This window comes from Streptomyces sp. GDS52, assembly GCF_052246875.1.
In the GTDB taxonomy this organism is placed as follows: domain Bacteria; phylum Actinomycetota; class Actinomycetes; order Streptomycetales; family Streptomycetaceae; genus Streptomyces; species Streptomyces cathayae.
Genome location: NZ_CM125966.1, coordinates 4,466,451 through 4,479,136 on the forward strand (window position 1 = coordinate 4,466,451; position 12,686 = coordinate 4,479,136).

General features: G+C 71.0%; 13 protein-coding genes. 11 read left to right on the forward strand and 2 right to left on the reverse strand.

Annotation, left to right across the window (positions count from 1 at the left end):
- Window positions 1-29 precede the first annotated feature (29 nt).
- From ACTWJ9_RS20410 to ACTWJ9_RS20420, 3 genes are all read left to right on the forward strand, one after another.
- The gene (locus ACTWJ9_RS20410) at window positions 30-1,316 is read left to right on the forward strand and encodes a hypothetical protein (protein WP_443294552.1); all 1,287 of its coding nucleotides are present in this window, start codon (window positions 30-32) and stop codon (window positions 1,314-1,316) included.
- A 111-nt stretch (window positions 1,317-1,427) separates the two neighbouring features.
- A complete protein-coding gene (locus ACTWJ9_RS20415; protein WP_279335679.1) occupies window positions 1,428-2,609 on the forward strand; it encodes an amidase domain-containing protein in 1,182 nt (393 codons plus the stop codon).
- Window positions 2,610-2,888: 279 nt separating this feature from the next.
- A complete protein-coding gene (locus tag ACTWJ9_RS20420) occupies window positions 2,889-3,086 on the forward strand; it encodes a hypothetical protein (RefSeq protein ID WP_279335680.1) in 198 nt (65 codons plus the stop codon).
- 6 nt (window positions 3,087-3,092) lie between these two features.
- On the opposite strand, the gene ACTWJ9_RS20425 is transcribed toward ACTWJ9_RS20420, so the two are convergent.
- A complete protein-coding gene (locus ACTWJ9_RS20425) occupies window positions 3,093-3,266 on the reverse strand; it encodes a DUF397 domain-containing protein (RefSeq protein ID WP_279335681.1) in 174 nt (57 codons plus the stop codon).
- An 11-nt stretch (window positions 3,267-3,277) separates the two neighbouring features.
- Window positions 3,278-4,129 (reverse strand): helix-turn-helix domain-containing protein, encoded by an 852-nt coding sequence (locus ACTWJ9_RS20430; RefSeq protein ID WP_443294553.1) that lies wholly within the window; start codon window positions 4,127-4,129, stop codon window positions 3,278-3,280.
- 263 nt (window positions 4,130-4,392) lie between these two features.
- On the opposite strand from ACTWJ9_RS20430, the gene ACTWJ9_RS20435 reads away from it, so the two are divergent.
- The 8 genes from ACTWJ9_RS20435 (at window position 4,393) to ACTWJ9_RS20470 (ending at window position 12,523) form a co-directional block, all read left to right on the forward strand.
- A complete protein-coding gene (locus ACTWJ9_RS20435) occupies window positions 4,393-4,563 on the forward strand; it encodes an ATP-binding protein (RefSeq protein ID WP_443294554.1) in 171 nt (56 codons plus the stop codon).
- Window positions 4,545-4,805, forward strand: a complete 261-nt coding sequence (locus ACTWJ9_RS20440) for an ATP-binding protein (RefSeq protein WP_443294555.1) — start codon at window positions 4,545-4,547, stop codon at window positions 4,803-4,805. Before ACTWJ9_RS20435 ends, ACTWJ9_RS20440 begins: the two co-directional genes overlap by 19 nt.
- A gap of 167 nt (window positions 4,806-4,972) precedes the next feature.
- Complete coding sequence (locus tag ACTWJ9_RS20445; RefSeq protein WP_443294556.1) at window positions 4,973-6,328, forward strand: nitrate/nitrite transporter; 1,356 nt, start codon at window positions 4,973-4,975, stop codon at window positions 6,326-6,328.
- 126 nt (window positions 6,329-6,454) lie between these two features.
- Window positions 6,455-7,624 carry a uroporphyrinogen-III synthase gene (locus ACTWJ9_RS20450; protein ID WP_279335685.1) on the forward strand — a complete coding sequence of 390 codons (1,170 nt, stop codon included), beginning with the start codon at window positions 6,455-6,457 and terminating at the stop codon, window positions 7,622-7,624.
- A gap of 128 nt (window positions 7,625-7,752) precedes the next feature.
- On the forward strand, window positions 7,753-8,349 hold the full coding sequence (locus ACTWJ9_RS20455; RefSeq protein WP_279335686.1) for a CGNR zinc finger domain-containing protein: 597 nt from the start codon (window positions 7,753-7,755) through the stop codon (window positions 8,347-8,349).
- Window positions 8,350-8,711: 362 nt separating this feature from the next.
- On the forward strand, window positions 8,712-9,317 hold the full coding sequence (locus ACTWJ9_RS20460) for a sigma-70 family RNA polymerase sigma factor (RefSeq protein ID WP_279335687.1): 606 nt from the start codon (window positions 8,712-8,714) through the stop codon (window positions 9,315-9,317).
- Window positions 9,318-9,391: 74 nt separating this feature from the next.
- The gene (locus ACTWJ9_RS20465; protein WP_279335688.1) at window positions 9,392-10,156 is read left to right on the forward strand and encodes an anti-sigma factor family protein; all 765 of its coding nucleotides are present in this window, start codon (window positions 9,392-9,394) and stop codon (window positions 10,154-10,156) included.
- A gap of 60 nt (window positions 10,157-10,216) precedes the next feature.
- Window positions 10,217-12,523 (forward strand): HelD family protein, encoded by a 2,307-nt coding sequence (locus ACTWJ9_RS20470; RefSeq protein ID WP_279335689.1) that lies wholly within the window; start codon window positions 10,217-10,219, stop codon window positions 12,521-12,523.
- Window positions 12,524-12,686: the final 163 nt, after the last annotated feature.

A 12,686-nucleotide genomic window follows, 5' to 3' on the forward strand; every position in this document is an offset into this window, starting at 1 on the left:
CCCCACCGACTCTGGAGAACGAGCCGTACATGAAGCCATCGCCGGGGCGCCGCCGCAAGGCCAAAGCGCCGCGTCGCACCGCCGCCCTCCTCCGCCCCGGGGTCCTGGCGTCGGCGGCGCTTCTCACCGCCGCGTCGCTGACGGCGGGCTACCTGGTGCTGAACGGCACGGACGACACCGCGCCGACCGCTTCCTCGGGGGACGGCAAGAAGACCGCGGGGGGCGCCGCCGAGGAGCCGGAATGGGACGGGAAGACCAAGGTCCTGGGAGACGGCTCCACCTCCTACACCGGCCCGCAGAAGGACCGGTTGAAGCCGAAGCCGCTCAAGCCGGGCCAGAAACCTCCCCAGTTCGTCGTCTTCTCCTGGGACGGCGCACTGCAGGGCGAGGACGGGCTCTTCTCGCACTTCCTGGACGTGGCCGACGAGAACGACGCCCGTATGACGTTCTTCCTCACCGGGATCTACCTGGTGCCGAAGACCAGGACGGAGCTGTACGACCCGCCCCAGCACAACAGGGGAGCCGCGGCGATCAGCTACCCCACCGACGAGCACATCCGCACCACGCTGGAGCAGTTGGGCAGGGCCTGGAAGAACGGGCACGAGATCGGCACCCACTTCAACGGGCACTTCTGCGGGGAGAAGGGCGGCGGCGACTGGAGCGTCGCGGAGTGGAAGAGCGAGATCGACCAGTTCAACTCCTTCGTGAAGAAGTGGAAGACCAACACCGGCTACACGGACATGCCCCCGCTGCCCTTCGACGTCGACAAGGAGGTCACCGGCGGGCGCGCCCCCTGCCTGGAGGGCCAGGCGAACCTGCTGAAGGCCATCAAGGACTACGGCTACCGCTACGACTCCAGCTCCGCGGGGGACTTCCAGATATGGCCGACCAAGAAGGACGGCGTCTGGGACTTCCCGCTGCAGATGCTCCCGTACGAGGGCGGCAAGTACCAGGGCCTGTCCATGGACTTCAACTTCCTCTACAACCAGTCCGACGGCAAGACCGACGGTGACCCGGCCATGTACCCCCAGTGGGAAGAGGAGACCGTCGACACCTACATGGCCGGCTTCAACCGCGTCTACCACGGCAGCCGGGCACCCCTGTTCATCGGCAACCACTTCGAGGAGTGGAACGGCGGCATCTACATGCGGGCCGTGGAACGGGTCATCAGGAACGTGTGCGTCAAGAAGGACGTCCAGTGCGTGTCCTTCAAGGAACTGGCCGACTGGATGGACGTACAGGAACCCGCGACGCTGGAGCGGCTGCGCACCCTCGATCCGGCCCAGTCACCGGACTGGTCGACAGTGGTGAAGTGACGACCCGTCACCAAAGGGTCAACTGGCTTACCCCTCTTCACAGATGCCGCACATCTCATGCGAGGATGCGCCTCCCGGCATCCCCCAGCCGGGGCAAGAGGGGAAACATCCATGAAGTCGAGAAGAATAAGCCGCACGCGGCGCCGCGCCACCATATTCGGGGCGGCCACCGTCTCCGTCGTCGCCGGAGCGGCGATGCTGCCCGTCTGGAGCGCGGGCGCCGCGGTCACCGACGACCCGACGGTGGACGCCAAGACCAAGGCCACCTTCCAGCGCCTCGCGGACGCGGTCTTCACCGACCGCACGGAGGCCCTGGTCGCCGGCGGCCAGACCGACCGGGACAAGCCGCGGACCAACGGCTTCTCCGGAGACGTCCGGCTGTCCTCCGGCACGGCCCGCAGTGAGGACGCCGCACTGTCGAAGCTGGACCGGCGTCGGAACGCACTCGCGAAGCTGGGCGAGAAGTACAGCAAGGGCAGCACGACCGTCACGCTGGGCGCCACCAACGTGAAGGGCCGCAAGGCGAAGGCCGTGGCCACCGAGACCACGACCCTCACCTACGCGAAGGCCCGCGGCGGTGCGCCGGGCACCACGGGGTTCCAGACCCGTCACGAGCTGACGTTCACCGCGGACCGGCGGGGCGATTGGCAGCTGACCGGGATCAGCCCGGCCGACGAGGACAACCTCGCCGTGAACGAGACGACCGCGCCGCCGGCCGCCGAGCCCGTGACCGTGAAGTCGGCCACCACCACGCCTGCGGCGCCCAAGGCCGCGATCGCGTACCCCGGCCCGGCGAACCCGAAGAACCTCACGGCCAGCGGGCTGGACTACAAGGCGATGGCCGACTACGCCAAGCGCCACTGGTCCGACTACAACCCGGACTACCCGAACTTCAACGGGGCGGGCGCGGGCGGCGACTGCACCAACTTCGTCAGCCAGGCCCTGAAGGAGGGCGGCTGGAAGCACGTCCCCGGCTACGTGTACGACTACACCCGGTGGTTCGGCAACGCCGAGATCCAGTCGCACTCGTTCGTCGGCGTCAACGAGTGGTCCTGGTTCGCCCAGAACTCGAAGCGGACGACCAGCCTCGCCAACGTCCACCAGATGGACGTCGGCGACGTGCTCCAGATCGACTTCGACAACAACGGTTCGAAGGACCACACCATGATCGTCACGTCCCGCAGCCAGGGCGTGCCGTATCTGACGTACCACTCCACCAACACCTACAGCAGGTCGGTGACGAGCATCATCGCGTCGTACCCGAACGCGTCGTACTACGCCTACCGCACCTGACCGCCCGGCTCCGGCCGTGATGCGGCGGCCACGCCTCACCCGTGCGCGGGCGGGGCGTGGCCGTCCGAAACGGCCGGGGGCCGCCGGACAGGGGTTCCGGCGGCCCCGGGCCGGATGGTGTCCCGCCGGCTGGTGAGAGGCATCTCCGCGATCCCGACGCCGCGGGGCCGGAAACGGGTGCCGTGCCGAAAACCGTGAGCAGTCGGCGGGCATGTGTCACTCAAGCGCTCAGATGAGCGATATCAGGACAGTAGTGGCCGAAGTGCTCACGCTTTTGGTGTGGCGGACCGCCGCACCGGTCAGGAGATGCTCGTGAATAATTCCTCCCTCGGCGTCGTGCTGATGTCCGCCGGAGCCGTGGCCACCGTGGCCGGAGCCCTCATGTACGTCCTTCCGGGGCCCGGCCTTCCCGTCCTGATGCTGGGGCTGGCGCTCATGGTCGGCGGAGCCGCCGTACGGATCACCGGCGGCAGGTGAACACGGTCACTTCGCGACGTGCGTGAGGAAGGCGGTCCAGGAGGCGGGGGAGAGGGCGAGGCGCGGGCCGGCAGTGTCCTTCGAGTCACGGACGAGGACGGCGGCCGGGGCGGTGGCTATCTCGACGCAGTTGGAGGCGTCGGGGCTATATGTGGATTTACGCCATGGAACATCGGTCATGTGGGGCTCTCTCAGCTGTTTTGGGCGATACGGCGGATCAGGTCGCGGGACTCGGCAGGTTCGAGGGCGTTCGACTCCATGCGGTCCAGCACTGAACGGTACTTGTCCAATTGGGCTTCCGCGTCGAGGAATTCGCACCCGTGGTGGGTGTCCAGCTGCACAGTGTCGAGCTGTGGGACAGGCCCCAGCAGGTAGTCGATCGACTGTCCCGTCCCAGGGAAGGACCCCTTGCCGAACGGGATGATCCGAACGGTGACGTGGTCGAGCTCGCTCATGTCCAGCAGGTGTTGGAGCTGGGCGCGGACGGTTGCGGAGCCGCCGTACCCCATGTGAAGAGCGGACTCGTGGATCACTGCCGTGTAAGGCGGCGGATCCTCGCGGTGAAGAATGGCTTGGCGCTTGATGCGATGGGACACGCGGTGCTCGATCTCGTGCTGCCGCAGGGGCGGCACCGCCTCGCGGAAGAGGGCGCGGGCATGGTCGGTGGTCTGCAGGAGGGCGGGGATGTGAACCACCAGTGCCACGCGTAGGGCTGCCGCATGGTGCTCCAGTTCGGCGAGGTCGATGAGGCCTACGGGCAGGTTCTCGCGGTACTCCTCCCACCAGCCCCGTGATCGCCGCCCGGTCATCGCGGCCAGGGCGTCGATGAGCGCGATGTCGGAGCAGGCGTATGTGCGTGCCATGGAATGGATCCGGTCGGCGCTGACAGGTGTGCGGCCCGTTTCGATCATGCTGACGCGCGCCTGGTTGACGCCGAGCAACTCGCCGGCGCCGGTGGCGGTGAGGCCGGCTCGCTCACGGAGCTTGCGCAGTTCAGCGCCCAGCCTCCGTTGCCGCAGCGTCGGATTGTTGGTGGGCGGCACAGCGTTTCCTTTCTGGCCGCGATGCGGCACCTCTCTCCCTCACACGAGTGAAACGTGGATGGATCCATTTGTTTTCGTAGGATCCATCTAACCAGCCGCTCTACGGTGGTCACGTAACGCTCGACCGCCCGCTCCGGAAGCGCACCGCAACCGCGGCACTGCCACCGCCGGCGTCGCCGTTGAGCGAGCTCAAGTCGCCTTCTCCCATGGAGCCGTTCATGGTCACCGTAGCCCCGCCCCACCCCTGGGCGTACGCCCTTCGCTTGCCCCATGACCCTCGCGCCGTACGTGTCGCACGCATGACGGTGCGGGCCGTGCTCGGTGGGCACGGGAGGCAGGACGCCCTCGAGGCGGTGGAGCTGTTGACGTCCGAGCTGGTCACCAACGCCTACCGGCACACCGGGGGCCCGCGTCGTTGCGGCTCACCTGCCTGAGCGACGGCCGGCTGCGGGTCGGGGTGTGGGACAGCCACCCGCACATCCCGGCGCCGTTCGACGGGCCTCCCGGGGACCGGGGCGCGCTCGTCCCGGCCGGTGCCGAGTCCGGGCGAGGGCTGCGCATCGTGACCGAGTACGCGGACAGTTGGGGCGGGTGGGCGCTCGGGGACGGAGTGCTGGGGCGGAGTGCGGGGAAGTTGCTGTGGTTCGAGGTGGGCGGGCGGCGGGGCGCGGGGTGACGCCCGACCGGTGCGTCCGGCGGCTCTCACCCCGTACCCGCCGGGAGTGAGAGCGACGTTCCCCGGTGGTCATCCGCTGCCACAGGGCGGAAACACTGTCCGCCTACCCTCGGGAGCAGTCCCTCGCGGCATCCGTCCGCCGCGCCCCGGAGAGCAGTGGAGGCGTCATGACAGCCCCTGGCGGTCGCTGGATCCAGCACTGGGACCCCGAGGACGAGGACTTCTGGAACCGGACCGGGGAGCGGGTCGCCCGGCGGAACCTCCTCTTCTCCGTGCTGTCCGAGCACATCGGGTTCTCGGTGTGGACGATGTGGTCGGTGCTGGTGCTCTTCATGGGCCCGGAGTACGGGCTGACCCCGGCCGACAAGTTCCTGCTGACGTCCCTGGTGACGCTGGTCGGCGCCGTGGTCCGGGTGCCGTACACCTTCGCCGTCGCGGTGTTCGGCGGGCGGAACTGGACGGTCGTCTCCGCCGCCCTGCTGCTCATCCCCACGGTCGCCGCGTTCGCCGTGATGGAACCGGGGACGTCCTTCTCCACGTTCCTGCTGGTCGGCCTGCTGGCGGGCGTCGGCGGCGGCAACTTCGCCTCCTCCATGACCAACATCAACGCCTTCTTCCCGCTGCGGAGGAAGGGCTGGGCGCTCGGCCTGAACGCCGGCGGCGGGAACATCGGCGTACCGGTGATCCAGCTCGCCGCCCTCGCGGTCATCGGGGCGGGCGGCGGGCCCCGGGTGCTGCTCGGCCTCTACATCCCGCTGATCGTCGTCGCCGCCGTGCTCGCCGGGCGGTACATGGACAACCTGGCCTCCGTGAGGAACGACACCGGGGCCGCCGGGGACGCCGTCCGGGAGCCGCACACCTGGATCATGTCCTTCCTCTACGTCGGCACCTTCGGCTCGTTCATCGGCTACAGCTTCGCCTTCGGGATGGTGCTGCAGAACGAGTTCGGCCGTACGCCGCTCCAGGCCGCGTACGTCACCTTCCTCGGCCCGCTGCTCGGCTCCCTGGTCCGCCCGGTGGGCGGACGGCTCGCCGACCGGTACGGCGGCGCGCGGATCACGCTGGGGAACTTCGTCGGCATGGGCGCGGCGACCGGGGTGCTGATCGTCGCCTCCACGCAGAAGTCCCCGGCGCTGTTCACCGCCGCCTTCGTGGTGCTGTTCGTGCTCACCGGCCTGGGCAACGGCTCGACGTACAAGATGATCCCGGGCATCTTCCAGGCCAAGGCGCGGGCCCGGGGGCTGAGCGGTGAGGAGGCGGCGGCGTACGGACGGCGGCTGTCCGGGGCCGCCATGGGGCTGATCGGCGCGGTGGGCGCGCTCGGCGGGGTCGGCATCAACCTCGCCTTTCGCCAGTCCTTCCTCTCCCACGGCTCCGGCACCGGCGCGTTCGCCGCCTTCCTGGCCTGGTACGCGGTCTGCCTCGCGGTCACCTGGGCCGTATACCTTCGCCGCCCGGCGCGGCCGGCCGGCACGACGGGCGTGGCGGAGAAGGCACCACAGGTCAGCCACGCCCGGGTGTGACGTAACACGGGGGACACGAAGCCGAACCGAGCCCGTCATGGAGCATGGGCAGAGTCGGTCGGCATGAGGCCGAGCCGTGCCCCACGCAGCACACCGACTCGAGTGAGGGACGAGAATCCGGGAATCATGGACGACGAACAAGAGCAGTCACCGGAACACGGACCCCTCGCGGGCTTCACCGTCGGGGTGACCGCCGCGCGCCGGGCCGACGAGCTGGGCGCGCTGCTCCAGCGGCGGGGCGCCGCCGTGCTGCACGCCCCGGCCCTGCGGATCGTGCCGCTCGCCGACGACAGCGAACTGCTGGCCGCGACCAAGGGGATCATCGAGCGGGCCCCGGACATCGCCGTCGCCACGACGGCGATCGGCTTCCGCGGCTGGGTCGAGGCCGCCGACGGCTGGGGACTGGGCGAGGAGCTGCTGGCGAAGCTGCGCGGGGCGCGGATCCTGGCGCGCGGACCGAAGGTGAAGGGCGCGATCCGGGCGGCCGGGCTGACGGAGGAGTGGTCGCCGCCGTCGGAGTCGATGGCCGAGGTGCTCGACCGGCTCCTGGCGGAGGGCGTCGACGGACTGCGGATCGCCCTCCAGCTGCACGGTGAACCGCTGCCCGGGTTCGTGGAGTCGCTGCGGGCCCAGGGAGCGGAGGTGGTGGGGGTGCCGGTGTACCGGTGGATGCCGCCGGAGGACATCGCTCCCGTCGACCGGCTGCTGGAAGCGACCGTCGCCCGGACCCTGGACGCGGTCACCTTCACCAGCGCGCCCGCCGTCGCGTCCCTGCTGTCCCGGGCCGAACAGCGCGGGATGCTCGACGACGTCCTCGCCGCCCTGGGCCACGACGTCCTGCCCGCCTGCGTCGGCCCGGTCACCGCGCTGCCGCTGCAGGACCGGGGCATCGGCACCGTCCAGCCGGAACGCTTCCGGCTCGGCCCGCTCGTCCAGCTGCTCTGCCGGAAACTGCCCGGCCGGGCCCGCTCGTTGCCGGTCGCCGGGCACCGGCTGGAGATCCGCGGGCACGCCGTCGTGGTGGACGGCGAGCTGCGCCCCGTACCGCCCGCGGGGATGTCGCTGCTGCGGGCGCTGGCCCGCCGGCCCGGCCGGGTCGTCGCCCGCGCGGACCTGCTGCGCGCGCTGCCGGGCGCCGGCCGCGACGAACACGCGGTGGAGACCGCGATGGCCCGCCTGCGCACCGCCCTCGGCACGCCGGAACTGATCCGGACGGTCGTCAAACGTGGCTACCGCCTCGCCCTGGACCCGCACCCGGAGCCGGAGCGCGCGGAGCCGGAGCACGCCGACGACTGAGGCCGGGGGGTTCCGGCCGGGGAGGCGGGCAGGCACTGTAGGAGGGAGCGGGTTTCCGGGACGGACTCCCCACTCGCTGCGCACCGGCCCCCACAGGGCCGGGGCGAACCCTAGGCGGTGACAGGCACATGGCACTGGGTACGGTCACGGCGCCCCACGAGCTGAGGTTCGACACCGGGCGGATCTGTCTGGATCTCCTCGCCACCACGCATCCCGAGGAACGGCTCGGCTCCGTCGAGGTGGTGTGCGCCTGGATCACCGGCTCCGGACTCGTCCCGGCGGGCACCCCGCTGGCCCACGCCGACGGCTCCTGGCCGGCCGCCTTCCGCGAACTGCGCGGGCACCTCGCCCGCCTGGTGCGCGGCCGGCCGGCGCCCGGCACCCCCGCGTACGCCCGCGCGCTCGCCCGCGTCAACGAGCTCGCCCGTGCCGCGCCCCCGGCGCCGCGGGCGGTGCCGGGGGACGACGGGACGCTGGTACGGCGGCTGGACGGGCCGCCCGGCAGCGCGGCCCTGCTCGCGGTGATCGCCCGGGACGCCGTGGACCTGCTCACCGACCCGCTCGCGCGCGCGAGCCTGCGGCAGTGCGAGGGCGACAACTGCCCGATCGTGTACCTGGACACCTCGCGCGGCCGCCGCAGGCGCTGGTGCTCCAGCGAGATCTGCGGAAACCGCGAACGGGTGGCCCGCCACCGCCGCCGGACCGCCGCCCTCCCCCGCGCCTGACCCGTCCTCACCCCCGGCCGGCCCACCCGCGCCCCGGCCCTTTCGCTCCTCCCCGCTCTTCCTCATTCCTCTTCACTCCTCTTCACTCCTCCCCTCCAACTCCACCGTCCCGTATGCGGCTTTCGTTCTCCGCCTCGCGAAGTGACTTCGCTTACACCTCGTTTGGTCTCCGCGTCGCGTGGGCAGCCCGGCCGGTCCGGCCGCTGTGGCGGGAATGTGAAGAAGAGGCGGGGGGAATGTGTGCCCATGTCCCGGTCTTCCCCCCGCTCCGCGGAAAACTCTCGCCCCGGGTTGAACATCCAACCCACCCCGTCCGTACCGGTTGTGGAGCGAACGACTGGGGGATCCCCCGGACACCGGAGGTGGGCGTGCGCAAGGATGCGGCCGTGGCCAATGAACGTGGAGCGAGGGCCCGACATCGCATGTCTCCGTCCTCATCGTCTCCGTCCTCATCGTCGAACGAACCTGACGAGGAGTTGATGCGTGCGCTGTATCGAGAGCACGCGGGACCCTTGCTCGCCTATGTCCTGCGCCTGGTCGCCGGAGACCGGCAACGCGCCGAGGACGTCGTGCAGGAGACGCTCATCCGTGCCTGGAAGAACGCCGGTCAGCTCAATCGAGCCACCGGTTCGGTACGCCCCTGGCTGGTGACGGTCGCCCGGCGCATCGTCATCGACGGCCACCGCAGCCGGCAGGCCCGGCCGCAGGAGGTCGATCCGTCGCCGCTGGAGGTCATCCCCGCGGAGGACGAGATCGACAAGGCGCTGTGGCTGATGACGCTGTCGGACGCACTCGACGACCTGACCCCGGCTCACCGGGAGGTGCTCGTCGAAACGTACTTCAAGGGACGTACGGTCAATGAGGCGGCCGAGACGCTGGGCATACCCAGCGGCACGGTCCGCTCCAGGGTCTTCTACGCCCTGCGTTCGATGAAGCTGGCACTGGAGGAGCGGGGGGTGACGGCGTGATGAACGGGTACGGGGGAAACCAGGGATTCGGCGCGGGTGGTTCGGGTATGTCTGGTGTCATGCAGGGATCACCGGTGCCGAACGAGCATGAGACCGTCGGCGCCTACGCTCTCGGGATCCTCGACGATGCCGAGGCGACCACGTTCGAGGCGCACCTCGCGAGCTGCGAGTGGTGCGCCCAGCAGCTCGACGAACTCGCCGGTATGGAGCCGATGCTGGCCGCCCTCGCGGACCTGCCCGGCACCGGTACACCGTCGCTCGGCGAGTCGCTGTCGGCCAAGCCGGCGCCGCGCGTGGTGGAGAAGCTGGTCGACGAGGTCGCCGAGCGCCGCGCCAAGAAGCGCCGCCGCAACTTCTACATGGTGGCCGCCGCCGGCGCCCTGATCGTCAGCGGCCCCTTCGTGGCCGTCGCGGCGAACAGCGGCAACGACGGCGGGGGCGGCGGGACCGGCGGCACCAACCAGACCCTCTCCGCGAACCCCGCGGAGGATCTCTTCGAGCAGATCCCCGACAAGATCACGGCCACCGACCCGGGCACCAAGGTGTCCGTGACCCTGGCGCTGCAGAAGAAGGACTGGGGCACCGGCGTCGTCACGCAGCTGACGAACGTCAAGGGCCCCGAGAAGTGCGTGCTGATCGCCATCGGCAAGAACGGCGAGCGGGAGACCGTCACCACCTGGTCCGTCCCGGAGTGGGGCTACGGCCTGCCGGACGCCAAGACGGACAAGGCCAAGCAGCCGCTCTACGTCCAGGGCGGCGCGTCGCTGGATCTCAACGACATCGACAAGTTCGAGGTCGTCAACTTCGACGGCGAGAAGCTGGTCGAGGTCGACGCATAGCCTCACGGGGCCCCCTTCGCGTACGGTTGACGGCTGCCCAGCACGTCAGAAGGGGGCCCGGTGGCCGCTCAGGCTCAGCAGGAAACCGCGGTCGATCCGGTTCACGATTCCGTTCGCGACCGGGAGATCACTACCGAACAGGAACACCTCGACCGGGTGTACCGACGGCTCGAGGAGAAGATCCACGAGGCCGAGTTCCTCATGCACGACGCCGCCCGGGGCGGCCAGGTCGGCACACCCGGCGCACTCGCCGAACGGGACGCCCAGGTCTTCCGGGCCGGCGTCCACCTCAACCGGCTGAACAACGAGTTCGAGGACTTCCTCTTCGGCCGGATCGACCTGCTCCGGGGCAAGGACGGAAAGAAGGGACCCGACGGCGCCTACACCGCCGTCGAGCCCGCCGAGGGAGCCATCCGCCCCGACGGCACCGCCGACATCGCCGAGACCCTGCACATCGGCCGCATCGGTGTCCTCGACGAGGAGTACTCCCCGCTGGTCATCGACTGGCGGGCGCCCGCCGCCGCCCCCTTCTACCGGTCCACCCCGGTCGATCCGGGCCGGGTGGTGCGCCGGCGCGTCATCCGCTCCAAGGGCCGCCGGGTCCTCGGCGTCGAGGACGACCTGATGCGTCCCGAGCTGACGGCCTCCCTGGACGGCCACGAACTGCCGGTCGTCGGCGACGGCGCCCTGATGGCCGCGCTCGGCCAGGCCCGTACCCACAGCATGCGGGACATCGTGGCCTCCATCCAGGCCGAGCAGGACCTGGTGATCCGCGCCCCCGCCGCCTCCGTGACCTACGTCGAGGGCGGCCCCGGCACCGGCAAGACCGCCGTCGCCCTGCACCGTGCTGCCTACCTGCTCTACCAGGACCGGCGCCGGTACGCGGGCGGCATCCTGATCGTCTCGCCCACCCCGCTCCTGGTCGCCTACACCGAGGGCGTGCTGCCCTCCCTCGGCGAGGAGGGCCAGGTCGCCATCCGCGCCATCGGCTCCCTGGGCGACGACGTGTCCGGCACCGGGGCCACCCTGTACGACACCCCGGCCGTGGCCCGCGCCAAGGGCTCGTACCGCATGCTCAAGGTGATCAGGAAGGCCGCCCGCGGCGCCCTGGAGCACGGCGCCACGCCGACCCGGCTGCGGGTCGTCGTCTTCGGCCGGCGGATCGAACTGGACGCCGACGAGCTGGCGGCCGTCCGCCACACCGCCCTCGGCGGCACCGCACCGGTGAACCTGCTGCGCCCCCGCGCCCGCAAGCTGCTGCTGGACGCGTTGTGGGGGCGCTCCGGCGCGGCCGGCCGGCACACCGATCCGGAGCTCGCCGCCGAACTGCGCTCCTCCTTCGACGACGACGTCACCACCGAGGACGACTTCCTCTCCTTCTTCGACGCCTGGTGGCCCGAGCTGACCCCGGCCGCCGTGCTGGACGCCATGGCGGACGAGCGGCGCCTCGGCCGCTGGGCCCGGCGGATCCTCAACCCGGGCGAGGTCCGCAGGGTCGCCCGTTCGCTGCGCCGGGACGGCCGCTCGGTGCACGACGTCGCCCTGCTCGACGAGCTGCAGGCCGTCCTCGGAGCCCCCTCCCGGCCCCGGCGCAGGCGCGAACTCGACCCGCTGGACCAGCTCACCGGCCTCGAGGAGCTGATGCCGGTGCGCGAGGAGTCGCAGCGCGAGCGGGCCGAGCGCCTCGCCCAGGAGCGCACCGAGTACGCCCACGTCATCGTCGACGAGGCGCAGGACCTCACCCCGATGCAGTGGCGCATGGTCGGCCGGCGCGGCCGGCAGGCCACCTGGACGATCGTCGGCGACCCCGCCCAGTCCTCCTGGTCCGACCCCGACGAGGCCGCCCAGGCCCGCGACGAGGCTCTCGGCAGCAGGCCCCGCCGCCGCTTCGAACTCACCGTGAACTACCGCAACCCGGCCGAGATCGCCGGCCTCGCCGCCAAGGTGCTGGCGCTCGCCATGCCCGGGACCGAGGCGCCGAGGGCGGTGCGCTCCACGGGCGTCGAGCCGCGCTTCGTCGTCGCGGAGGGCACGCTGGGCGAGACCGTGCGCGCGGAGACGGCCCGGCTGCTGGAGCGGGTGGACGGCACGGTCGGTGTGGTCGTCGCCATGCAGCGCCGGGAGGAGGCGCGGCGCTGGCTCGACGGGCTGGGGGACCGCGCGGTGGCCCTCGGCAGCCTGGAGGCCAAGGGCCTGGAGTACGACGCGACGATCGTGGTCTCCCCGGCCGAGATCGCCGACGAGTCCCCGGCCGGCCTGCGCGTCCTGTACGTCGCCCTGACCCGGGCGACCCAGCAGCTCACCGTCGTCTCGACGCGACGGGACGAGCCGGACGCCGCCGGAGTGCCGGACCTGCTCCGGGACTGAACCCGGAAAAAGGCTCTCGGGGGAATGGTCCTGCGCCATCCGTTTGTTAGCCTGGCAAGTGACACCGGCCCGATCCAAGCCCCCGGGCCCAACCTTCGTCGCTACGAGCGACCACTTGCCGCGAGGCGAGCATGGCGGGTCGGTGTCACTGAACGACCGAGAG